Annotated in this window: 21 protein-coding genes and 3 riboswitches; of the genes, 10 read left to right on the forward strand and 11 right to left on the reverse strand. The window is 75.9% G+C overall.

Annotated elements, in window-relative coordinates; genetic code table 11:
- Positions 1-23: 23 nt before the first annotated feature.
- The 8 genes from GTQ99_RS04970 (at position 24) to GTQ99_RS05000 (ending at position 8439) form a co-directional block, all read left to right on the forward strand.
- Positions 24-1097: an LLM class flavin-dependent oxidoreductase gene (locus GTQ99_RS04970; RefSeq protein WP_166614636.1), complete on the forward strand. Its 1074-nt coding sequence runs from the start codon at positions 24-26 to the stop codon at positions 1095-1097.
- Positions 1094-2425 (forward strand): NtaA/DmoA family FMN-dependent monooxygenase, encoded by a 1332-nt coding sequence (locus GTQ99_RS04975; RefSeq protein ID WP_338074733.1) that lies wholly within the window; start codon positions 1094-1096, stop codon positions 2423-2425. The genes GTQ99_RS04970 and GTQ99_RS04975 overlap by 4 nt, the downstream gene beginning before the upstream one ends.
- Positions 2426-2517: 92 nt before the next feature.
- Positions 2518-2611, forward strand: a riboswitch (SAM riboswitch).
- 6 nt (positions 2612-2617) lie between these two features.
- On the forward strand, positions 2618-2707 hold the full coding sequence (locus GTQ99_RS27465; RefSeq protein WP_420814511.1) for a putative leader peptide: 90 nt from the start codon (positions 2618-2620) through the stop codon (positions 2705-2707).
- Between the two features lie 90 nt (positions 2708-2797).
- Entirely contained in the window at positions 2798-4930 is a 2133-nt protein-coding gene (locus GTQ99_RS04980; protein WP_166614637.1) for an FAD/NAD(P)-binding protein, read from the forward strand.
- The gene (locus GTQ99_RS04985; protein WP_166614638.1) at positions 4927-5913 is read left to right on the forward strand and encodes an amino acid ABC transporter permease; all 987 of its coding nucleotides are present in this window, start codon (positions 4927-4929) and stop codon (positions 5911-5913) included. Before GTQ99_RS04980 ends, GTQ99_RS04985 begins: the two co-directional genes overlap by 4 nt.
- The gene (locus tag GTQ99_RS04990) at positions 5910-6689 is read left to right on the forward strand and encodes an amino acid ABC transporter ATP-binding protein (RefSeq protein WP_338074734.1); all 780 of its coding nucleotides are present in this window, start codon (positions 5910-5912) and stop codon (positions 6687-6689) included. Before GTQ99_RS04985 ends, GTQ99_RS04990 begins: the two co-directional genes overlap by 4 nt.
- A 111-nt stretch (positions 6690-6800) precedes the next feature.
- Entirely contained in the window at positions 6801-7775 is a 975-nt protein-coding gene (locus GTQ99_RS04995) for a transporter substrate-binding domain-containing protein (RefSeq protein ID WP_166614639.1), read from the forward strand.
- A gap of 60 nt (positions 7776-7835) precedes the next feature.
- A riboswitch (SAM riboswitch) is annotated at positions 7836-7948 on the forward strand.
- A gap of 38 nt (positions 7949-7986) precedes the next feature.
- Positions 7987-8439 carry a riboflavin kinase gene (locus GTQ99_RS05000; protein WP_166614640.1) on the forward strand — a complete coding sequence of 151 codons (453 nt, stop codon included), beginning with the start codon at positions 7987-7989 and terminating at the stop codon, positions 8437-8439.
- Positions 8440-8540: 101 nt separating this feature from the next.
- Here GTQ99_RS05000 and GTQ99_RS05005 read toward each other — a convergent pair whose 3' ends face one another.
- The 11 genes from GTQ99_RS05005 to GTQ99_RS05055 all read right to left on the reverse strand — a co-directional run bounded on the left by GTQ99_RS05005 (position 8541) and on the right by GTQ99_RS05055 (position 20150).
- Positions 8541-9038 (reverse strand): GNAT family N-acetyltransferase, encoded by a 498-nt coding sequence (locus GTQ99_RS05005; protein WP_338074735.1) that lies wholly within the window; start codon positions 9036-9038, stop codon positions 8541-8543.
- Entirely contained in the window at positions 9035-10711 is a 1677-nt protein-coding gene (locus GTQ99_RS05010) for a dipeptide ABC transporter ATP-binding protein (RefSeq protein WP_166614641.1), read from the reverse strand. The genes GTQ99_RS05005 and GTQ99_RS05010 overlap by 4 nt, the downstream gene beginning before the upstream one ends.
- Complete coding sequence (locus GTQ99_RS05015; protein WP_420814512.1) at positions 10708-11460, reverse strand: ABC transporter permease; 753 nt, start codon at positions 11458-11460, stop codon at positions 10708-10710. Before GTQ99_RS05015 ends, GTQ99_RS05010 begins: the two co-directional genes overlap by 4 nt.
- Positions 11461-11633: 173 nt before the next feature.
- A complete protein-coding gene (locus GTQ99_RS05020; protein ID WP_166614642.1) occupies positions 11634-12653 on the reverse strand; it encodes an ABC transporter permease subunit in 1020 nt (339 codons plus the stop codon).
- A complete protein-coding gene (locus GTQ99_RS05025) occupies positions 12650-14251 on the reverse strand; it encodes an ABC transporter substrate-binding protein (RefSeq protein ID WP_166614643.1) in 1602 nt (533 codons plus the stop codon). The genes GTQ99_RS05020 and GTQ99_RS05025 overlap by 4 nt, the downstream gene beginning before the upstream one ends.
- A 178-nt stretch (positions 14252-14429) precedes the next feature.
- Positions 14430-14522: riboswitch (SAM riboswitch) on the reverse strand.
- 45 nt (positions 14523-14567) lie between these two features.
- Positions 14568-15053 (reverse strand): GNAT family N-acetyltransferase, encoded by a 486-nt coding sequence (locus GTQ99_RS05030; protein ID WP_166614644.1) that lies wholly within the window; start codon positions 15051-15053, stop codon positions 14568-14570.
- On the reverse strand, positions 15047-15487 hold the full coding sequence (gene sufU / locus GTQ99_RS05035; protein ID WP_166614655.1) for a Fe-S cluster assembly sulfur transfer protein SufU: 441 nt from the start codon (positions 15485-15487) through the stop codon (positions 15047-15049). Before sufU ends, GTQ99_RS05030 begins: the two co-directional genes overlap by 7 nt.
- 18 nt (positions 15488-15505) lie before the next feature.
- Entirely contained in the window at positions 15506-16840 is a 1335-nt protein-coding gene (locus GTQ99_RS05040) for a SufS family cysteine desulfurase (protein ID WP_166614645.1), read from the reverse strand.
- A complete protein-coding gene (locus GTQ99_RS26640) occupies positions 16837-17634 on the reverse strand; it encodes a DUF1684 domain-containing protein (RefSeq protein ID WP_166614646.1) in 798 nt (265 codons plus the stop codon). The genes GTQ99_RS05040 and GTQ99_RS26640 overlap by 4 nt, the downstream gene beginning before the upstream one ends.
- A 9-nt stretch (positions 17635-17643) precedes the next feature.
- Positions 17644-19002 (reverse strand): NtaA/DmoA family FMN-dependent monooxygenase, encoded by a 1359-nt coding sequence (locus GTQ99_RS05050; RefSeq protein WP_166614647.1) that lies wholly within the window; start codon positions 19000-19002, stop codon positions 17644-17646.
- On the reverse strand, positions 18999-20150 hold the full coding sequence (locus GTQ99_RS05055; protein ID WP_166614648.1) for an LLM class flavin-dependent oxidoreductase: 1152 nt from the start codon (positions 20148-20150) through the stop codon (positions 18999-19001). The genes GTQ99_RS05050 and GTQ99_RS05055 overlap by 4 nt, the downstream gene beginning before the upstream one ends.
- Positions 20151-20406: 256 nt before the next feature.
- Between GTQ99_RS05055 and acs the strand changes: the two genes are divergently transcribed.
- Both acs and GTQ99_RS05065 read left to right on the forward strand, forming a co-directional pair.
- Entirely contained in the window at positions 20407-22377 is a 1971-nt protein-coding gene (gene acs, locus GTQ99_RS05060; RefSeq protein ID WP_166614649.1) for an acetate--CoA ligase, read from the forward strand.
- An 85-nt stretch (positions 22378-22462) separates the two neighbouring features.
- A partial coding sequence (locus tag GTQ99_RS05065) for a GmrSD restriction endonuclease domain-containing protein (RefSeq protein ID WP_166614650.1) occupies positions 22463-23184 on the forward strand: 722 nt, incomplete at its 3' end.

Below are 23184 nucleotides of genomic sequence, written 5' to 3' on the forward strand. Positions count from 1 at the left end.
CCACCCGACCGACCGGAGCTGCGATGCCCACCCCGTTCCCCCTCCTCCTCGACGTCGACGGCGGCGGCTGGCACCCCGCCGCCTGGCGCCGCTCGCGCACCGCGCCCGAGGCGGTGTTGACCGGCGCCCGGCTGCGCGGCTTCGCGGTCACCGCCCAGGCGCAGGGGCTGACCGCGCTGACGTTCGAGGACTCCCCGCTCCCGGACGCGCGCAACCCCGTCGGCCACCTCGACGCCGTGCAGCGCGCGGCCTTCCTCGCGGGCACCACCGAGGCGATCGGCCTGCTGCCCGTCGCCGCCACGACGCACTCCGAGCCCTTCCACCTCGCCGCGCAGATCGCCTCGCTGGACCACTCCTCGGCCGGCCGCGCCGGGTGGATCGCCAGCACGTCACCGCCCGCCGCGGCGCGGGCGGTGGACCTGCCGGTGCTGACCGGCGAGGACGCGCGCACCGAGCTCGCGGACGTCGTGCGCACGGCGCGGGCGCTGTGGGACTCCTGGGAGGACGACGCCGTCGTCCGCGACGTGGCCACGGGCCGCTACGTCGACCGCGACCGGCTGCACGCGGTGGACGTCGACACCGGCCGCTGGTCGGTGCGGGGACCGCTCACCGTGCCGCGGCCCCCGCAGGGTCAGCCGGTGGTGGCGGTGCGCGCGCAGGACCTGCCGGCCGCCGGGGCCGACGGCGTCGCCGACCTCGTGCTGACCGGGGACCCCGCGGCGCGGCGCACCGCGGGCGGCCCGCTCGTCGTCGTGGAGGTGGAGTTCGCGCTGGACACCGACGCCGCGCCGGCCGCCGAGCGGATCGCCGCGCTGGACGCCGACGCACCCGCCCCCCGCGGCGAGCGGGTGCGCTGGAGCGGGTCCGGCGAGGGCTTCGCCCGGTTCCTGCAGGACCTGGCCGGTCGCGTCGACGGGGTGCGACTGCACGCGGCGGTGCTCGACGAGGACCTGCGCCAGCTGGTGCGCACGACCCTGCCCGCGCTGCGGGTGGCCCGCCTCCTGCAGCCGCCGCCCAGCGGGTCGACGCTGCGCTCCACCCTCGGCCTGCCGCGGCCGGTCAACCGCTTCTCGACCCTCTCCGGGAGCCCCGCGTGAGCACCGCACCCACCGACGACCTGCGCTTCCCCGACGCCACCGTCCACTTCGGGGTGTTCTTCCAGGGGGTCAACCACGGGACGATCTGGTCGGACCCGCGCAGCGGTTCGCAGCTGCACCACTCCACGTTCGTGCAGCTCGCGCGGACCGCCGAGCGCGGGTTGTTCGACGCGTTCTTCCTCGGGGAAGGGCTGCGGCTGCGCGAGCAGCGCGGGCGCCTGCACGACCTCGACGTCGTCGGCCGCCCCGACGCGCTCACCGAGCTGGCGACCCTGGCGGGCCTCACCGAGCGCATCGGCCTGGTCGCCACCCAGAACACCACCTACAACGACCCCGCGGACCTGGCCCGCCGGCTGGCCTCGCTCGACGTGCTCTCCGGCGGCCGCGCCGCCTGGAACGTCGTGACGACCGACAACGCCTGGACGGGCGAGAACTTCCGCCGCGGGGGCTACCTGGACCACGCCGACCGCTACGAGCGCGCCGAGCGCTTCGTCGCCCTGGCGCGCCGGGTGTGGGACAGCTGGGACGGCACGGCGTTCTCGCCGGTCCTCGCCGACGACGGGTTCTTCGACGTCGAGGTCCTGCCCACCGTGCCGCGCAGCCCGCAGGGGCACCCGGTGGTCTTCCAGGCCGGGGACTCCCCCGCCGGCCGCGACTTCGCGGCGCGCTCGGCGGACGTCGTCTTCTCCCGGCACGGCACCCACCACGCCGACGCGCTCGCCTTCGCCGACGACCTGCGCCGGCGGGTCGTGGCCGCCGGGCGCCCGGAGGACGACCTGCTCGTCCTGCCCGGCACCCAGATCGTCCTCGGCGACACCGCGGCCGAGGCCGAGGAGAAGGCGCGCTGGGTGGTGGAGAACCAGGTCACCCCCGCCACCGCCCTGTCGCTGGTCGGGCAGGTGTGGGGCGAGGACCTGTCCGGCCACGACCCGGACGGCCCGCTGCCGGCGCACGACCCCGTCATCGCCGGCATCGACGGCACCCGCGGCGCCGCCCGCCAGGGGCACGACCCGCGCGAGGTCGCCCGCCAGTGGCGGGCCGTCGCCGAGGAGAACAAGTTCTCGCTGCGCGAGCTGGTCATCCACAACTCCTCAGAGCGGGGTTTCTCGGGAACCCCGTCGCAGGTGGCCGACGAGCTGACGCACTGGGTGCGCACGGGCGCCAGCAGCGGGTTCAACATCTCCCCGTACCTGGTGCCCAGCGGCCTCGACGAGATCGTCGACCAGCTCGTGCCCGCCCTGCAGGAGCGCGGCGCGTACCCCGCCGAGTACGTCGGCACGACGCTGCGCGAGCACCTGGGGTTGCGCCCCCCGCTCACCCGGCGCTGATCCGGCGCTGATCCGGCGCTGATCCGGAACCCGGAGCGTGCTGCCCCAGAACGCCTCTGGCGCAGCGCACTCCGGGTGCGCTAGGGTTCCACCATCCATCCAGAGCGGCCGAGAGACCTGGCTCGACGACGCCGCAGCAACCCCCCGTGCGAACGGGTGCGGGTGCTCCCGCCAGGCCGATGGGAGCAGCACGTGCGCAGCACCGCAACCCGGACGCCCCTGACCCGGCGCCGTCACGTGGACCTCGGGCGGCTGAGCTCCGCCACCTGTTCCGGGCACTGACCAGCGTCCGCCGCGGCGGGAGGCACGCGCCTCCCGGAACCCCCCGGACGTCGCGCGCGTCGTCGACGCGACCACCCCTGGAGCCCTCCCGTGCCCACCCGGAAACCCACCGAGAAACCCGTTCAGACCCCCGTCGAGGACACCGCCCGGGACACCGCGACGGACCCTGCGCGGGACACCGCCGGGGACCCCGGCGCCGCGCGCAGCCTCTGCGTCGTCGGCGCCGGGCCGAGGACCCTCGGCCTGCTGCAGCGCCTCGGCGCCCGCGCGACCCTGACGGGCGCCGCGCTGGAGGTCCACGTCGCCGACCCGTTCGACCCCGGCGCCGGCCGCGTCTGGCGGCAGGAGCAGGGACCCCTGCTGTGGATGAACTCGCGGGCGGCGGACATCACCGTCCTGCCCGACGACAGCGTCACCGGCCTGCCCGGCCCGGCGGGCACGGGGCCGTCCCTGCACGGCTGGGTCGTGGAGCACCGCGAACGGCTGGCCGCCGAGGCGGCCGCCGCGGGCGACGAGCCGCTGCGCCGGGAGGTGCTCGCGGTCGAGGAGGGTTCCTTCGTCTCCCGGCGGCTGGCCAGCCGCTACCTGCGCTGGGCCTGGGAGCGCACGATCGCCGGCCTGCCGCCCGCGGTGCGCGTGCACCGGCACCCGCGCGCCGCCCTCGACGTGCGCGAGGGGGCGGACGACCGGCAGCTGGTGCACCTGGACGGGCGCGCGGAACCCCTGGCCGTCGACACCGTGCTGCTGGTGCAGGGCCACCTGGACGTGCACCCCGGCCCGCGCGAGCGCAGGCTGCGCACGTTCGCCGAGGCCCACGGGCTGGCCCACGTGCCTCCCGGGTACACCGGCGACCTCGACCTGGACGTCCTGCCGGCGGGCGCGGACGTCGCCGTGGTGGGCATGGGGCTGGCGTTCGTCGACCTCGTGGTGCGCCTCACCGAGGGCCGCGGCGGGCGCTTCGCCGAACGCGCCGACGGCCGCCTGGACTACCTGCCCAGCGGGCGCGAACCCGTGCTGCACGCGGGGTCGCGGCGCGGTGTGCCGTACCGCTCCAAGATCGGTTACGCGGCGCCCACCGACCTGGGGCTGCCGCGGCACTTCACGGTGGAGGCCGCCACCGCCCTGCGCCCGGACGGTCCGCTGGACCTGCGGGCCGACCTGTGGCCGCTGGTGGCCAAGGAGCTCGCCGGGGCGCACTACCGGCAGCTGTTCCGGGCCCACCCCGAGCGCACCCGGGTCGCGGCCGCCGAGTTCGACGCCCGCTTCTCCCGTTCCCCCTGGGGCAGCGGCCAGGCCGACGAGCTGGTCGCCCGCGCCGTCCCCGACCCCGCGGACCGCTTCGACCTGAGCGCCCTCGACCGCCCCCTGGACGGCTGGTGGGGGACCTCGGGCGAGGAGGTGCACGCGCGGGTGCTGGAGCACCTGGAGGCCGACCGCGCCCGGCGGACCGACCCGCGGCACTCCCCCGACGCGGCGGTCGTCACCGCGCTGCTGTCGGCCTACGTCGTCGTCGCCCGCCTGCACGCGGCGGGCCGGCTGGACGCCCGCTCCAGCGCCGTGGACGTCGGCGGGTGGTGGCACGGGTTCTTCAGCCACGTCGCGAGCGGCCCCCCGCCCCAGCGGCTGCGCCAGCTGGCCGCCCTGGCCCGGGCCGGGGTGCTGCGCTTCGTCGGCGCCGACGTGCGGGTGAGCGCCGACCCGGACGCGGGCGCCTTCGTCGTGACCTCCGCCAGCGGCCCGCACGTCCTGCACGCCCGGGCGCTGGTGGAGGCCCGGTTGCCGCAGCCGGACCTGGAGCGCACCTCCGACGTCCTGCTGACCCGGCTGCGCGAGCGCGGCGAGGTCCGCGCCCACGAGCTGCTGGAGGACGGGGCCCGGCTCTCCGACGGCCGGCTCGTGGTGGACGCGCTCGGCAGGCTCGTGCACGCCGACGGCGCGGTGCACCCGCGCCGCTTCGCCACGGGCGCCTGGGTGAGCGGGGAGGCGGCCGCCGCGGCGTTCGCCCGCCCCGGCACCGACGCACCCCTGTTCCGCCACCACGACCGCCTGGCCGCCCGCCTGCTGGAGTCCACCGGCCTGCCCACCGGCGAGGTCACCGGCGAGGTCACCGGCGAGGTCACCGGCGAGGTCACCGGCGAGGTCACCGGCGAGGTCACCGGCGCAGCCACCGCACCCGTCCCCGGCCTGCAGCCGGCCGATCCCGCCGGAGGTCGCGGACGATGACCCCGCCCACGAGCACCACCCCGCAGGTCGGCGCGGGCGCCGCCGGGACGCCCGGGGCACCCGCCGCGCCGGGGACGGCGCACGCGCTGCGGGTGCTGCCGGCGCGCCACCCGTGGCGCTGGGTCGCCACCGCCGTCGTCGCGGTGCTGGCCGCGATGGCCGTCAACGCCCTGGTGACCAACCCCGCCTGGGACTGGCCCACCGTCGGGCAGTACCTGTTCTCCGCGACGATCCTGGACTCGCTGTGGCTGACGGTCCGCCTGACCCTCGTGGGGACGGCGATCGGGCTCGTGCTGGGCACCGTGCTGGCGCTGATGCGGATGTCCGCCAACCCGCTGCTGAAGGGGGTCAGCTTCACCTACATCAGCGTCTTCCGGTCCGTGCCGCTGATCCTGCAGCTGCTGTTCTGGTACAACCTGGCGATCCTGTACGACCGGATCGGGTTCGGCGTGCCGTTCGGGCCGCAGTTCTGGACGATCCCCACCCAGGACCTCATCGGGCCGGTGACCGCCGCGTTCCTGGGCCTGGGCCTGCACCAGGCGGCCTACTTCGCGGAGATCGTGCGTTCCGGTTTCCTCGCCGTGGACCCCGGTCAGCGCGAGGCCGCCGCCGCGCTCGGCATCCCGCGCGGCCGGCAGTTCTGGCGCATCCAGCTGCCGCAGGCGCTGCGCATCATCGTGCCCACGACGGGCAACGAGGTCATCGGCCTGCTCAAGGGGACGTCGGTCGTCTACGTCATGGCGCTGCCCGAGCTCTTCTACCAGGTCCAGGTGGTCTACAACCGCACCGGTCAGGTGATTCCGCTGCTGCTCGTCGCGGCGGTCTGGTACTTCGCCCTCACCACCGTCCTGTCGGTGCTGCAGTGGGCCGTCGAGCGCTACTACGGGCGGGGCAGCACCCGCGAGGACCAGCGGCTGCCGCTGCTGGTCGCCGTGCGCTCCCTGCGGGCCGCCCGCTCCCGCCGGGCGGGGGTGACCCGGTGAGCGCGGGCACCGACCGGCGCCCGGTGGTCCACCTGCAGGGGGTCCACAAGCGGTTCGGCGCCCTGGAGGTCCTGCGCGGCATCGACCTCACCGTGCAGGCCGGCACCGTCACCGCCGTCCTGGGTTCCTCCGGTTCGGGCAAGTCCACCCTGCTGCGCACCATCAACCACCTGGAGAAGGTGGACGCCGGCCTCGTCGAGGTCAACGGCGAGCTCATCGGCTACCGGCGCGCCGGGAACCACCTGCGCGAGCTGCACGAGCGCGAGGTGCTGCGCCAGCGCTCGGGGATCGGCTTCGTCTTCCAGCACTTCAACCTCTTCCCCCACCTGACGGTGCTGGAGAACGTCGCCGAGGCCCCGCTCTCGGCCCAGCGCCGCCGGCGCAGCGAGGTGCTCCCCAGGGCGCGCGCGCTGCTGGAGCGGGTCGGGCTGGCGGACAAGGCCGACGAGTACCCCCGGCGCCTGTCCGGCGGCCAGCAGCAGCGCGTCGCCATCGCCCGGGCGCTGGCGCTGGAACCCTCGCTGGTGCTCTTCGACGAACCCACCTCGGCGCTGGACCCCGAACTGGTGGGCGAGGTGCTCGACGTCATCCGGGACCTGGCCCGCGCCGGGACGACGATGGTCGTCGTCACCCACGAGATCGGCTTCGCCCGCGAGGTGGCCGACCGCGTCCTGTTCATGCACGAGGGCGTCGTCGTCGAGGAGGGTTCCGCCGCCGAGGTGCTCGACGCCCCGCGGCACGAGCGGACCCGCGCCTTCCTGGCCAAGGTGCTCTGACCCCTCCCCGCGAGGCCCTCCCCACGACCCCTCCCCACGACCTCGGTCCGGCGCAGCGCCGGACCGCCCTGCCGGCCTGCCGCGCGCAGGCCCGACCCCTCAGGAGAACCCGTGATCACCCGCAGGACCTGGCTCGTCTCGCTCGCCGCCGCCCCCGCCCTGCTGTCCGCCTGCAGCGGCGCGTCCGCCGACCCCACCGCCGCCGCCGACACCACCACCGCCGCCGCCGGCGGCGGGGTCGACACCAGCCCCGAGCAGGCCGGCCGCCTCACCGTCGACGCGGTCCCGCAGATCGCCGCGAAGGTGCCGCGGGCGATCCGCGAGCGCGGCAGCCTCGTCATCGGGACCACCGGCAGCGGCAACCCCCCGCTGAGCTTCCGGGCCGACGACGACGAGACCGTCATCGGCATCGAGCCCGACCTCGCCCTGCTCGTCGCGCAGGTGCTCGACCTGGAACCCGAGGTGCGGACGACGTCGTGGGAGAACCTCTTCCTGTCGATGGAGTCCGGCCAGTACGACGTCGGGTTCTCCAACATCACCGTCACCGAGGAGCGCAAGGAGAAGTACGACTTCGCCTCCTACCGCGTGGACACGCTGGCGTGGGAGGTGCCGGCGGACTCGGGGATCACGAGCATCGACGGGCCCGAGGACGTCGCCGGCCTGACGGTCTCGGTCGGCTCGGGCACCAACCAGGAGAAGGTGCTGCTCGACTGGGACGCCCGGAACAGGGCGGCCGGGCGCGAGCCGGTGACGATCCAGTACTACCAGCAGGCCTCCGACACCTACCTGGCGCTGAAGTCGGGCCGCATCCAGGCCGCCTTCGGGCCCAACCCCACCGCCGCGTACCACGCCCTCGTCGCCGGGGACACGAAGGTCGTGGGCCTGGTGCCGGGCGGCGGCACGGTCCAGGCCGACATCGCCGCCACGACGCAGAAGGGCAACGGCCTCGTGCAGGCGCTGGCGGACGCTGTGAACCACCTCATCGCGACGGGCGCCTACGCGAAGACCCTGGAGCGCTGGAACCTCGCCGAGGAGGCCGTGCCCACCTCCGTGGTCAACCCCCCGGGGCTGCCGAAGACCGGCTGAGCGCCGCCCGTGCGGGTGATCGCGTTGACCACCCGCACGGGGGCGTGGGATCCTGGGACAGGTCACGAGCGCCGACGCGAAGCCCCGGCTGGTCGGCCGGCAACCCCCTCCCGTGCGTGGGGTGCCCCGGGTGATGACCCGGCCCGCGGGACCCCGCGGGCAAGGCGCGGGCACCGCCCGGCGCCTGCCGACGACGTGAGGGAGTTTCGACATGGACCTGCGGATCCCGGTGCCCCGGCCGGCGGGGGACGGTCTCGTCCTCGAGGTGCGCGGCACGGTGGAGCACGGGGACGCCCGGGGCCGCACCCTCGGCTTCCCCACCGTGAACCTGTCGCTGCCCGACGAGGACGAGCACCTGCTCGACGGGGTGTGGGCGGGCACGGTGCAGGTGGACCCCGCCCTCGACGGCCCGGTGCACGTGGCCGCGGTCTCGGTGGGCCGCCGCCCGACGTACTACGCCGCCGACGGCGTGCGCCTGCTCGAGGCGCACCTGCTCGACGTCAGCGCCGACCTCTACGACCGCGAGGTGCTCGTGCTGCTGCACCGCCAGCTGCGCCCGCAGCTGGCGTTCTCCGGTTCCGAGGAGCTCGTGGAGCAGATGCACCGCGACGTCGAGGCCACCCGCGCGTGGGCCGCGGAGGTCGCGCGCCAGCCGGCCGGCTGAGGCGCGCCGGACGGGGCGTCCCGCGGGACGTCCCGCGGGGTGCGGCAGGGGGCGGGTACCGGGGGTCTCTCCGGTACCCGCCCCCTCTCACGCTGCGGCTCTCACGCTGCGGTCAGGTCCTTCTCGAAGGCCAGCGGCCCGATGCTCTCCGGGTCGGCGTCCAGGTCGAACAGCGGCCGGTAGCCGCAGCGCAGGTACAGCTCCCTGGCCTCCGGCTGGCGGGGGCCGGTGGTCAGGTGGATCCGGCCGTAGCCCTCCTGCGCGGCGCGCTCCTCCAGCTCGGCGAGGACCCGGCGGCCCAGCCCGCGCCGGCGGTGCCCGGGGTGGGTCCAGATGCGCTTCAGCTCCGCGGTCCGCTCGTCGAAGCGGCGGAACGCCCCGCCCGCGACGGGGGCCCCCTCCTCCAGCAGCAGCAGGAGCACGCCGTGGGGCGGCTCGAACTCGGCGGCGGGGAAGCGCTCCAGCTCGTGGCGCACCTGCTCCGGGGTCCCGCCGTAGCGGGTGCCGTACTCGCGGGCGAGGTCGTCGAACAGCGGCCGGGCGATCTCGTCGTGCACCTGCACCACCCGGACCACGAGCTCGCCGGGGGCCGCGGTCACGGCACCTCCTCCAGCGCCCGCCGGCCGGGGATGGCCTCCAGCAGCTCGACGGTGTAGGGGTGCCGCGGCCGGGTGAACACCTCGGCGGTGGGTGCCAGCTCCACGAGCTCGCCGTGGCGCATGACGCCCACCCGGTCGCTGATCTGGCGCACGACGGCCAGGTCGTGGGAGATGAACAGGTAGCTCAGGCCCTGGTCGGCCTGCAGCTGCACGAGCAGCTCCAGGATGCGGGCCTGGACGGACACGTCGAGCGCGGACACCGGTTCGTCGCAGACGACCAGCTCGGGGTCCAGCGCCAGCGCCCGGGCGATCGCGACCCGCTGGCGCTGCCCGCCGGACAGCTCCGCCGGGCGGCGCTCCAGCACGTCCGCCGGCAGCTGCACCTTCTCCAGCAGCTCGGCGGCGCGCCGCCGCCGGCTCGCGCGGTCGCCGACGCCGAAGGCGCGCAGGGGTTCGGCGACGGTCTCGCCGACGGCCACGCGGGGGTCCAGGGAGGCGTAGGGGTTCTGGTAGACCAGCTGCATCCGGCGGCGCAGCTCGCGCCACGCGCGCCCGCGCAGGCCGGCGGTGTCCCGGCCCTCGACGAGCACCTGCCCGGAGGTGGGGCGTTCCAGGCCCAGGACCAGGCGGGCCGTGGTCGTCTTGCCGGACCCGGACTCGCCGACCAGGCCGAGGGTCTCCCCCCGCCCGATCGAGAAGCTGACGCCGTCCACGGCGCGCTGGGTGCGCCCGCGCCCGGGCAGGGCGAACTCCTTGACCAGCGAGCGCACCTGCACGAGGGGTTCCCCGGCTCCCGCTGCCGCCCGCCCCACCGGTGCCGCGGGTGCCGCGGGTGCCGGCACCGCGCTCGCCGCCGCGCGCGGGAGCGCGGTGACGCGGGCGCTGGACAGGCTGGGGGCGCTGGCCACCAGCGAGGCGGTGTAGGGGTGGCGGGGTGCGGTGAGCACCTGCCGGGCGCTGCCCGTCTCCACGACGCGCCCCTGCGACATCACCACCACCCGCGAGGCGCGGTCGGCGGCCACGGCGAGGTCGTGGGTGATGAACAGCACCGCCGTGCCGCTCTCGCGCCGCAGGTGCTCCAGGTGGTCCAGCACCTGGCGCTGCACCGTCACGTCGAGGGCGCTCGTCGGCTCGTCGGCCACCAGCAGCCGGGGCCCGGCCGCGAGGCCGACGGCGATGAGGACGCGCTGGCGCATCCCCCCGGACAGCTCGGCCGGGTACTGCCGGGCGCGCACGCCGGCGTCGGGCAGGCCGGCCGCGGTGAGCAGCTCCACGGCCTGCGCGCGCGCCGCCGCGCCCCTGGCCAGCCCGTGCACCACGAGCGCCTCGGCCACCTGCTCGCCGACGCGCTTGACGGGGTTCAGCGACAGCGTCGGGTCCTGGGGCACCAGGCCGATGCGCGCTCCGCGCACCGAGCGCCACGCCCTCTCGGGCAGCCCGACGAGCTCCTCGCCCTCCAGGCGCACCGAACCGCCGTCCACGGCGCCGGAGGCGGGCAGCAGGCCGACGACGGCGTGGGCGGTGGTGCTCTTGCCCGACCCCGACTCCCCGACGACGGCGACGACCTCGCCGGGGTGCACCTCGAAGGAGACGCCGTGCACGACCTCGCGCCGGTGGCTGCCGGAACCGTAGGAGATGCGCAGGTCGCTCACCTGCAGCAGCGGGGCGCTCACGCGGCGGTCCTCCGCTCCAGCGCACGGGCGATGCGGTTGGCCGACAGCACGACGGCGGCGACCACGAGGCCCGGCAGCGTCGTCAGCCACCAGGCGGTGGCCAGGTAGTCGCGCCCGCCGGAGACGAGCGAACCCCACTCGGGCGCGGGCGGCGGGGCGCCGAAGCCGAGGAAGCTCAGCGCGGAGACGGCCAGCACGGCGATGCCGAACTCCAGGGCGGACAGCGCCAGCACGGGGCCGGCGGCGTTGGGCAGGACGTGGCGCAGCAGCACGGCGCTCGTGCGCACGCCGCTGGCCCGGGCGGCCTCCACGTAGACGGCCGCGCCGACCTTGAGGACCTCCGAGCGCATCACCCGGGCGAAGTTCGCGACGGTGCCGATGCCGACGGCGATCGCCACCTTCACCGTGCCGAAGCCCAGCGCCGTGATGAGCGCCATCGACAGCAGCAGCGCGGGGATGGACAGCAGGACGTCCACGACGCGCATCGCGACGTCGTCGACGACCCCGCGCACGAAACCGGCGACCAGGCCGATCGCGGAACCCGCGACCAGCCCGATGAGGACGGCGAGGACCGTGGCCTGCAGCGTCAGCCGCGAGCCGTGGACGACGCGGGCGAACAGGTCCCGGCCCAGGTGGTCGGTGCCGAAGGGGTGCGCCGCCGACGGCCCCTGCAGGCGGTCGGCGGGCACGCCGTCGATCGGGCTCTGCCCGGTGAACACCGACGGCACCAGCGCCCAGGCGAGGACCAGCGCGACGACCGCGACCGCGAGCAGCAGGTCCGGGCGGCGCACCCACGCCGGCAGGCGCCGGCCCGGGCGCCGGGCGCGCCGGGCGCCGAGCGCGCCGGCCCGGCGGCGGTAGCGCTGCTCGATCTCCAGCACGTCGAGGACCGACTCCGGCGGGGCGGGGCGGGAGGTGCTGCTCACGAGGTGCTCCCCACGACGGGACGGGCGGTGGCGCGCGCGGTGCGCCGCGCGGAGGCGCGGGCGCCGCCGAGGAGGCGGATGCGCGGGTCGACGACCGGGTAGAGCAGGTCGACGACGAGGTTGGTCGCCACGAACACCGCCGCCGCCAGGAGCACGAGCCCCTGCACCAGCGGGATGTCCTGGCCGTTGACGGCGCTCACGGTCAGCCGCCCGATGCCCACGCGGGAGAAGACGGTCTCCACGACCACGGCGCCCGCGAGCAGGTTGCCGACGATGACGCCGGCGATCGTCAGGGCGGGGATCGTCGCGTTGCGCAGGGCGTGGCGCAGGTGCACGCGCGCCCGGGAGGCGCCCTTGGCGCGGGCGGTCTCCACGTAGGGCTCGGCGAGGGCGGTGCGCAGCCCGCGGGCGAGCACCTGGGCGATCGAGGCGGACACCGGCACGGCCAGCGTCACCGCCGGCAGCACCAGGCTGGCGGCGCCCTCGTTGCCCAGCGCGGGGAAGACCGGCACGCGGAAGGACAGCAGCTGGATCAGCAGCAGGCCGACCCAGAACGTCGGCAGCGAGACCCCCAGCGGGGGCAGCGCCAGCAGCAGGCTGCGCACCCAGCCCCAGCGCGCCCACGTGCTGGCCAGCGCGGTGGCGACCCCCAGCACCAGGGCCAGGGCGAACGCCGCGGCCGCGAGCAGGGCGGTCTGCGGCAGCGCGTCGGCGATGAGCCGGGTGACGGGGGCGCCGTTGGAGATGGAGGTGCCCAGGTCCAGGTGCAGCGTGCGCCACAGCGCGGCGGCGTACTGCACGGGCAGCGGGTCGTCGAGGCCGTGCTCGGCGCGCAGCGCGGCCAGCTGGGCGGGGTCGACGTCGACCTGCTCGCCCTGCCCGCCGCCCAGCATCACCGCGACGGGGTCGCTGGGCAGCAGGTAGAGGATGGCGAACGTCACCGTGAAGGCGGCCCACAGCACGAGGACGGCCTGCCCGACCCGGCGGGCGAGGTAGCCCGCGAGGGCGCTGCTCACGCCTGGATCCACGCGTCGTAGAACCACAGCCGGGAGGAACCCTCGAACTGCAGGTCGTGGACCTCCTCGCGGGCGGCGATGACGGTCGACAGCTCCACGAGCGGGATCGAGTGCGCCTCCTGCAGCAGCTGCTGGGAGGCCTGCGCGACCAGCTGGGAGCGCTGCGCGGCGTCCAGCGTCGCGGCCTGCTGGTCCAGCGCGTCGTCGACGGGGCCGCGCGGGCGCTGGGTGACGTTGCGCGCGCTCTGCGCGAAGACGGTGCGCAGCACGTCGGGGTCAGAGCGGGTGAGGTTGTAGAAGAGCACGTCGTAGTCGCCGGACTCCTGCACCGCGTTCGTCTCCGCCACGGTGGCCTGCTTCAGCTGCAGGTCGACGCCGACCTCGCGCAGCTGCTGCTGCACGAGCTCGAGCACCGCGGACACCGGCTGCCAGAACGTCACGGTGAAGGTGAGCCGCTGCCCGTCCCGGGTGCGGATCCCGTCCGCGCCCGGCACCCAGCCGGCCTCGTCGAGCAGCTGCGCCGCGGCGTCGGGGTCGTGCGCGAGCAGGTCGGCGTCGTCGGGGGCCGAGGGCGTGGAGGCCGACAGCGCCGAGGTGACCGCCACGTCGCCGGGGTTGAGGATCGCGGCGAGCTGCTCGCGGTCGATCGCGGCGGACAGCGCCCGGCGCACCCGCTCGTCGGAGAACAGCGGACGGGACTCGTTGGGGAAGAAGTTGTACGGGATCCCCGGGTTGGCCCGCCGCTGCGTCCAGAAGCCGTTGCCGTCGAACTGCGGCAGGTCCTGGGAGGCGATCCCCGCGGTCGCGTCGATCTGCTGCGAGACCAGCGAGCCGGTGCGGACGCTGGACTCGGGCACCACCTGGTAGGTGATGGTGTCCAGGTACGCCTCGCCGGTGTGCTTGGAGCCCGTGGGGCCCCAGTCGTAGCCGGTGCGCCTCTCCAGCACCACCTCGCTGTCCTTGGTGTAGGAACCCACCGTGAACGGGCCCGAGCCGACCAGCGCGCTGCCGTCGCAGCGGGCGGCGGGGTCGGCGGTGGTGGTGGAGGTGGAGACCAGCCCCAGGCTCATCGTCGAGGTCGCCTGCAGGAACTGCGCGCTGGGCCGCTCGAAGGCCACGACGGCGGTCTGCGCGTCCGGCGTCGTGGTCCCCGCGTACCCGGCCAGGTAGGTCGAGCCGAGGGAGGCCTTGGCGCCCAGGGCGACGATGCCGTCGAGGTTCGCCTTGACGGCCGCCGCGTCGACGGGGGTGCCGTCGCTGAACGTGGCGCCGGGGCGCAGCCGGAAGGTGAACGTCGTGGCGTCCGGGCTGACCTCCCAGGACTGCGCCAGCCACGGCTGGATCGAGCCGTCCTCGGGGCTCTGCACCGTCAGGGAGTCCACCAGCTGGCGGCCGACGTTCAGCGCGTCGTTGTTGCCGACCTGCTGGGGGTCGATGCAGCCGGAGTCGACGGAGATGGCGAACCGGAGGTCCCCGCCGCGGACCGGGGTGCCGTCGCCGGCGGCGGAACCGGGCTCGTCCCCTCCCCCGCCGCAGGCGGCGGCGGTGAACAGCGCGAGCAGGGCGGGGACGGCGAGCAGGGGCGTGCGGGTGCGCAAGGGGGCTCCAGGAGGGCTGACGTGGGACCGCGACCGCACGAGCGCAGGCCGCAGCGCACCGGGCGACGGGCCCGGTGGGGGGTGGTGCTCGCGGTCAGCGACAGCCGGTGGAGCAGGTGCGGCACAGGTCGACGACCCGCCGCAGGATCGGCACGTGGGACTTGGCGCTCACGGTTCTCCTCCATCGGTCCTGGCGGAAGCACCCGCGCCCGTTGCCGGGGGGTTGCTGCGACGTCGCCGAGCCAGGTCTCTCAGCCGCTCTGGATGGTGTTCTCGCGCCGAGCATACGCGCACCCGGCGTCCGGGCTCAACCCGCTCACAACCTCCGGTGCATCACGTGCAGGCCCACGAGGCCGTGCACGGGGTGCTCGAACGCCTCCGGGACGGTGCCCACGACGGCGAAACCCAGCGACTGCCAGAGCGCGACGGCCGGTGCGTTCGTCTCGACGACGGCGTTGAACTGCATGGCGAGGAAACCCTGCTCGCGCGCCGCGGCCAGGACGTGCTCGCCCAGCGCGCGGCCGACGCCGCGGCCACGTGCGGCCGGGGAGACCATGAAGCTCGCCGTCGCCACGTGCGCACCCGGGCCGGGCCGGTTCGGCCCCCACCTGGCCGTGCCCAGCACGCGGTCGTCCTCGACGGCGACGACCGCGGACGCCGGCGGGGGTTCCACCCACAGCGCGCGGGCGCGCTCGGAGGTCAGCCCGCGCGGGTAGGCGTACGTCTCCTCCTCGGCGACGACCTCGTCGAAGAAGGGCCACACCTGCTGCCAGTCGGCGTCGGCGAACGCGCGGATCAGCACGGGCGCACCCGCAGGACCGCGTCGGCCAGCGCGCTCCAGCTCAGCAGCGCGCACTTGACCCGGGCCGGGTACCTGGACACCCCGGCGAGGGCGACGCCGTCGCCGAGCACGTCCTCGTCGCCCGCGTCCTCGCCCCTGCTGGTGAGCATGCCGTGCATCGCCTCGCGGGTGCGCTGCACCTGCTCCAGCGGCCGGCCGACGACGAGGTCGTGCAGGACGGAGGCCGAGGCGCGGCTGATCGAGCAGCCCTCCGCGTCGTAGGACACGTCGCGCACCGTGCCGTCGTCGGCGACGTCCACGCGCAGCGTCACCTCGTCGCCGCAGGTGGGGTTCACGTGGTGGACCTGGGCGCCGAAGGGCTCGCGCAACCCGCTGCCGTGCGGCCGCTTGGAGTGCTCGATGATCAGCTGCTGGTACAGGTCCACGGCGCCCAGGCTCTCACGCGCCCCCGCTCAGGCGAACAGCTCGTGCGCGCGGTGCAGGCCGCGCAGGACGGCGTCCACGTCGGAGGGCTGGTTGTAGGGCCCGAAGCTCACCCTGGTGGTGGCCGCCGCGCCGAGGCGGCGGTGCAGCGGCCAGGCGCAGTGGTGGCCCACCCGCACGGCCACCCCCTCGTCGTCGAGCAGCTGCCCCACGTCGTGGGCGTGCACGCCCTCGAGCACGAAGGAGACCAGGCCGACCCGGTCCGCGGCCGCGGCCGGCCCCACGACCCGCACCCAGGGCAGCTCGGCGAGGCGCTCCAGCAGCAGCGCCGTCAGCGCGCGCTCGTGGGCCTCGACGCGCTCCATGCCGCGCCCGCCGGGGGCCAGGGCGCGCAGGTAGTCCACCGCGGCGTGCAGGCCCACGGCCTGCGCGGCCATCGGCACGCCGGCCTCGAACTTCTGCGGCGCCGGGGCGTAGGTGGAGCGCTCCATGCGCACCAGCTCGATCATCGAGCCGCCGGTGAGGAACGGGGGCATCGCCTCCAGCAGCTCCGCGCGCCCCCACAGCACCCCGACGCCCGAGGGCCCGAGCGCCTTGTGGCCGGAGAAGGCCGCCAGGTCGACGCCGAGGGCGGGCAGGTCCACCCCCAGGTGCGGCACGGACTGGCAGGCGTCCAGGACGGTGACCGCCCCCACCCGGCGGGCCGCGGCGACGAAGCGGGCGACGTCGGCGACGGCGCCCAGGACGTTGGAGGCGTGCGCGAACGCCACCACCCGGGTCCGCTCGGTGACGAGCCCGTCCAGCGCGTCGGCGTCGAGCAGCCCGTCGTCGGTGACCCCCACCCAGCGCAGCACCGCGCCGGTGCGCGCGCACAGCTCCTGCCACGGCACGAGGTTGGCGTGGTGCTCGGCCTCGGTGACGAGGACCTCGTCGCCCTCGGCGAGGACGAACCGCGGGTCGACGCGCTGGCCCTGCGGCGCGCTGCCGCGCTGGGCGTAGGCCGTGGAGGTGCTGAAGGCGTGCGCGACGAGGTTCAGCGACTCGGTGGCGTTCTTGGTGAACACCACCTCGTGGGCCGGCGCGCCCACGAAGGCGCCGACCGCGGCGCGGGCGGCCTCGAAGGCGTCGGTGGCCTCCTCGGCGAGCTGGTGCGCGCCGCGGTGCACGGCCGCGTTGTGCTCGGTGTAGAAGCGCCGCTCGGCGTCGAGGACGGCCAGCGGCTTCTGCGACGTCGCCCCCGAGTCCAGGTACACCAGCGGCCTGCCCGAGCGCGTCGTGCGGGACAGGATCGGGAAGTCCGCGCGCAGCGCCGCGAGCTCGGCCGCGTCGAACGGCGCGGCCGCGAGCGTCGGGGCAGCGTTCACCGGGGGTCCTTCTCGCCGGCGTCCACGGCGATCCGCAGCCGGTTCTCCGCCGGCGGCAGCGGGCAGGTGGCGTGGTCGGTGAACGCGCACGGCAGGTTCTGCGCGCGGTTGAGGTCCAGCACCACGCGGCCGTCGGGGCCGGGCGCGTCGACGCTCAGGGAACGGGTCGTCCCGGTCGTCGTGACCCCGCTGGTGGCGTCGGTGAACTGGACGGTCAGCCCGTCCGCGGCGCCGTAGGCCAGCAGTTCCTGCGGCTGCCCGTCGACCTCGAAGCGGATCGTGCCGACACCCTCCTGGTGGTGCCGCAGACCCTCGACCACGGCGCCGACGACGACGTCGCGGACCTGCTCGAAGGGGGTGAAGGCGCCCTCCAGGACCCAGCGCTCGTCGAAGTCGAACACCGGCACGCCCGTGAACGCGGCCAGCGCGGGCGCGTGCGGGTCGCGCACCCGCAGCGCGTGCAACCCGCTGCGCTGCATCACCTCCACGCGCCGATCACCGACCTCGACGAGGGTTCCCGGCGCCCCCTCGGGGGTGGGCACGAACAGCTCGCCGTCGACGGCGGCGCCCTCGACGAGCAGGCCGTCGGCGGCGGCGGCCAGCAGGCGCACCCCGCCCTCGGCCGAGGCCCAGCGGCCGGGCAGGTCGGCGACGGCGGCCGGCTCGGCCTCCAGCCAGTGCAGGCCCGTGAGGCTGAGCCAGCCGTGCGGGCGGCCGAGCTCGGCGGTGCGCCGGGCGCGCCAGTCCTCCCAGCGGGTGCGGGCGGCGGCGGTGTCGAGCGTGGTGGCGGTCACGGGGGCTCCTCAGGCGGTGGCGCGGTGGGCGGCGTGCTGGTGCGGGTGGCGCAGGCCGAGGTGGTCGCGCAGGGTGGTGCCGCTGTAGGCGGTGCGGTAGCTGCCGCGCTCCTGCAGCAGCGGGACGACGCGGTCGACGAACTCGTCGAGGCCGGTCGGGGTGAGGCTGGGCACGAGGATGAACCCGTCGCAGGCGTCGGCCTGCACGTAGTCGTCCATCTCCTGCGCGACCTGCTCGGGGGTCCCGACGAACTGCTGGCGGCCGGAGACCTCGATGACCAGCTCCCGGGCGCTCCAGCCGTTCGCCTGCGCCAGCTCGCGGTAGCCGCGGGCCACCGCGACGGGGTCCTTGGCGTGCTTGACCCGTCCCTGGGAGATGGTGGAGGCCGGGTCCGGGTCGACGTCCGGCAGCGGCCCGTCGGGGTCCAGGCCGCTGAGGTCGCGTCCCCACACCTGCTCCAGGAACGCCACCGCCTGCTCCGGGCCGACCTGCTGCAGCCGGATCTCGTACGCGCGCTCACGGGCCTGCTCGGGGGTGTCGCCGAGCACGAACGTCGCCCCGGGCAGGATCTTCAGGTCCTCGCCGGAGCGGCCGGCGCGCACCGCCCGCGCGCGCAGGTCGGCGGTGAAGCGCCGCCCGGCCTCCAGGCTGCCGTGCATCGTGAAGATGGCGTCGGCGTACGTGGCGCCGAACTCGCGGCCCTCGTCGGAGTCCCCGGCCTGGAAGAGGACCGGGTGCCCCTGGGGGCTGCGCGGCAGCAGCCCGGGAGCGCGCACGTCGAACTGCGGCCCGGTGTGCTCGACCGTCCCGATGCCGGCGCCGGCGGCGAAGACGCCGCGCCCGGGGTCGGCCACCAGCGCGTCGCCGGACCAGGAGTCCCAGAACTCCCGGGCCACGTCGACGACCTCGCGGGCGCGCGCGTAGCGCTCGGAGTGGGCCAGGTAGCCGCCGCGGCGGAAGTTCTCGCCCGTGAAGGCGTCGGAGCTGGTGACGACGTTCCACGCCGCGCGCCCGCCGGACAGGTGGTCCAGCGAGGCGAACTGCCGGGCCAGCTCGTACGGCTCGTTGAACGTCGCGTTGATCGTCCCGGCCAGGCCCAGGTGCGTCGTCACCGCGGCCAGCGAGCCCAGCACCGTGAGGGTGTCCGGGCGCCCGACGACGTCGAGGTCGTAGATCCGCCCGCGCTGCTCGCGCAGCCGCAGCCCCTCGGCGAGGAAGAAGAAGTCCATGAGCCCGCGCTCGGCGGTGCGGGCCAGGTGGGTGAAGGAGGAGAAGTCGACCTGGCTGCCGGCGCGGGGGTCGCGCCAGACGGTGGTGGCGTTGACGCCCGGGAAGTGGGCGCCGAGGTGGACCTGGCGGCGGCTCATCGGGTTCCTCCCGCGACGGGTCGGGCGTAGCGGCTGGTGGGGCGGGGCAGGCCGAAGCGCCCGCGCAGCGTGCCGGCGGCCCCGGCGGGCGGAGCGGGCGGGCGCAGCCCCCGCGCGCGCAGCAGCGGGACGACGTCGGTGGCCAGCAGGTCCAGGGTGGCGGGCAGGTCCAGCGGGGCGAGGACGGCGCCGTCGAGGCCGTCGGGCAGCTGCGCCAGCGCCTGCGCGAGGGAGTCCGGCGTGCCCAGGTGGCGCAGGCAGCGCGGGGGGTGCCCGGGGCTCAGCTCGTCCAGGTGGGCGGCGGTCTCGAGCGCGGCGGCCGCGTCGGGGCGCAGCAGGACCTCCACGTCGAGCAGCACCAGCAGGTCGCGCCCGGCGGCCGCGCGCAGCTGCCGGGCCCGCTCGGCGGCGCTCGCCTCGTCGGGCGCCTGCACGCGGGCGACGTCGGCGTGCGCGGCGGCCACGGCCAGCGAGGCCTCGTCGCGCACCGGCACGACGACGGGCGGCTGCCCCTGCGGGGGGCGGGGGGTGATCGAGGGGCCCTTGACGGAGAAGTGCTCGCCCCGGAAGTCGACGTGGTGCAGCTTGCCGCGGTCCACGTAGCGGCCGGTGGCCACGTCGCGCACGACGGCGTCGTCCTCCCAGCTGTCCCACAGCCGGCGCACGACGTCGACCGTCTCGGCGGCCTCCCGCCACAGCTCGCCGCCGGCCTGGACGCCCTTGCGGCCGAAGGCGTCGGCCTCCTCGGCGGTGGTGGCGACCTCCACCTGCCAGCCCGCGCGGCCGAGGCTGGTGAAGTCCAGCGTGGCGATCGCCTTGGAGGTGTGGAACGGCTCGGTGTGGGTCACCGGGACGGCGGGCACCAGGCCCGTGCGCGCGGTCAGCGGCGCGAGGTGGGCGGCGACCGCGACGGCGTCCAGGCGCCCGCGCTGGTCGGCCTCGCGCTCCGAGGCCAGGCGGTGGGAGTCCGGGACCACGAGCAGGTCGAGGTCGGCGGCGTCGGCGGTGGCGGCCAGGCGCCGCCAGTGGGCGGCGGTGAACAGCTCCGCGGGGCGGGCCCCGGGCAGCCGCCAGGCGGCGGGGTGGCGGCCGGCGCCGTCGAGCTCGACGCCCAGGCGCAGCAGGGTGGGACGGGTGGACGGGGACATGCGACCCCCTGGGGGCTGTGGTGACCTGCGGGACGGGGCGGGCGCGGGTCAGCGACAGGCGGCGGAGCGGGTGCGGCACAGGTCCACGTGGCGGCGCTGGACAGCGCGGAAGGACCGGTCGGTGGACCGGCCGTTCGCGGTTCCTCGCGCGGGCACGGCTCGAGGGTACGGCGCGGCTACCCTGGCGACCAAGCCGGCCACCGCCGCCCGCGCTCCCGAGCCCGTTCCCCGAGCCCCCCGCGAGGACGACACCCGCATGAGCACCGCGCCCACGCCCGCCGAGGACCTCCTCTTCCCCCCGCCGCCGGAGTTCACCGCGCAGGCCAACGTCGGGGCCCGGGAGTACGAGCGGGCCGCGGCCGACCCGGAGGCGTTCTGGGCCGAGCAGGCCCGGCGGCTGCAGTGGGACGAGCCCTTCACGACGGTGTTCGACGGCTCGACGCTGCCGACGGCGCAGTGGTTCACCGGCGGCAGGCTCAACGTCGCGGTGAACTGCGTGGACCGCCACGTCGCCGCCGGCCGCGGGGACAAGGTCGCGCTGCACTGGGAGGGCGAACCCGGGGACTCGCGCACGATCACCTACGCGCAGCTCAAGGACGAGGTGTGCCGGCTGGCGAACGCGCTCGAGGAGCTCGGCGTCGGCCACGGCGACCGCGTCGTGCTCTACCTGCCGGTGCTGCCGGAGACGATCGTGACGACGATGGCGTGCGCGCGCATCGGCGCCGTCGTCTCCCTGGTGTTCGGGGGTTTCTCCGCCGAGGCGCTGCGCTTCCGCGTCGAGGACACCGGCGCCAAGCTGCTCGTCTGCACCGACGGGCAGTTCCGGCGCGGCACGGCCGTCGCGGTGAAGGCCGCGGCCGACGAGGCCGTCGCCGGGCTGGAGCACGTCGAGCACGTCCTCGTGCTGCGCCGCACCGGGGAGCGGACCCCGGACGTCCCGTGGACGGCCGGCCGCGACGTGTGGTGGCACGAGCTCGTGGAGCGCCAGAGCACCGAGCACGTGGCGCCGAGCTTCGACGCGGAGAACCCGCTGTTCATCATCTACACCTCCGGCACCACCGGGAAGCCGAAGGGGCTGGTCCACACCAGCGGCGGCTACCTGACGCACACCTCGTGGTCGCACTGGGCGGTGTTCGACGTCAAGGACGACGACGTGTACTGGTGCCAGGCGGACCTGGCCTGGGTGACCGCGCACAGCTACGAGATGTACGGGCCGCTGTCCAACGGCGTCACCCAGGTGATCTACGAGGGGTCGCCGCTGACCCCGCACCCGGGCCGGCACTTCGAGGTCATCGAGAAGTACGGCGTGACGATCTACTACACCGCGCCCACGCTCGTGCGGACGTTCATGAAGCACGGGCCGGAACTGCCGGCGCGCTTCGACCTCAGCTCGCTGCGGCTGCTGGGTTCGGTCGGCGAGGCCATCAACCCCGAGGCGTGGACGTGGCTGCACCGCGAGGTCGGCGGCGGGCGCTGCCCGATCGTCGACACCTGGTGGCAGTCGGAGACGGGCGCCGCGGTCGTGGCCCCGCTGCCCGGGGTGACGCCGCTCAAGCCCGGCTCCGGCACCGTGCCGCTGCCGGGCCTGGCGGCCACGGTCGTCGACGAGGCGGGGGCCGAGTGCGCTCCCGGCCAGACCGGCGTCCTCGTCATCACCCGGCCCTGGCCGGGCATGGCGCGCACGGTGTGGCGCGACCACGCGCGGTTCGTGAAGTCCTACTGGGAGCCGTACGCCGCGCAGGGCTGGTACCTGGCGGGCGACGCGGCCACCAAGGACGCCGACGGCTACATCTGGATCGGCGGGCGCATCGACGACGTCCTCAACGTCTCCGGGCACCGCCTCTCCAGCATCGAGCTGGAGTCCGCGCTGGTCTCGCACCCGCGGGTCGCCGAGGCGGCCGTCGTCGGCGCCCCCGACGAGACCACCGGCCAGCGCATCGTGGCCTTCGTCATCACCCGCGGCGGCGCGCCCGCCGACGACCCGGGCGACAGCGCGCTGGCCGACCTGCTGCGCGCCCACGTGGCGCAGCAGATCGGCCCCGTCGCCCGGCCGCGCGACGTCGTCGTGGTGCCGGACCTGCCCAAGACCCGCTCGGGCAAGATCATGCGCCGGCTCATGGCGGACATGACCGCCGGTCGCGGCGGCGGCGACGTCACCTCGCTGCAGGACGAGACGGCGCTCGCCGCGGTCGAGACGGCCTGGGCCGCGTACACCGCCTCCCGCTGACCCCTGCTCCGCCGCCGGGGAGGCCGGACGGGCGGCGGCGGACCGGGACGACGCACGACGCACGAGCACGCAGGAGGGGGTCGCGGTGGGCGGCACGCGGTGGTCCGCGCTCGCGCTCTGCGCCGCGCTGGGCGCCCCGGCGCTGCTCGCGGGGTGCACCACGGGCGACCCCGCCGCACCCGCGGCGGGCGGCGCACCGGGCACCGCCCTCGCGCAGCTGGGCACCCTCGCGGTGAAGGGCCGCGCGCCGAGGACCGGCTACGAGCGCGAGCGGTTCGGCGACGGCTGGAGCGACGCGGACGGCAACGGCTGCGACACCCGCGACGACGTCCTGGCCCGCGACCTGACCGGGGAGGTCCTCGACCCCGGCGGCTGCGTCGTGCTCAGCGGCACCCTGGCCGACCCCTACGGCGGGGGGACCATCGCCTTCGCGCGCGGCGAGGGCACCTCCGGCGCCGTGCAGGTCGACCACGTCGTCGCCCTCTCCGACGCCTGGCAGAAGGGCGCCCAGCGGTGGGACGCCGCCGAGCGCGTCGCCTTCGCCAACGACCCGCTGGAGCTGCTGGCCGTCGACGGTCCCCTCAACGGGCAGAAGGGCGACGGCGACGCCGCCACCTGGCTGCCGCCGAACACCGGCTTCCGCTGCAGCTACGTCGCCCGCCAGGTGGCGGTCAAGGCCGCCTGGGGGCTGTGGGTCACCGCCGCCGAGCGCGACGCCATCGCGCGCGTGCTGGCCACCTGCCCCGACCAGCCCGTCGCCGCCGCGACCGCGCCCGTCCCGTCCCCGGCGTCCCCGGCGTCCCCGGC

The sequence above is a fragment of the Kineococcus vitellinus genome, assembly GCF_009906315.1.
GTDB classification, from domain to species: Bacteria; Actinomycetota; Actinomycetes; order Actinomycetales; family Kineococcaceae; genus Kineococcus; species Kineococcus vitellinus.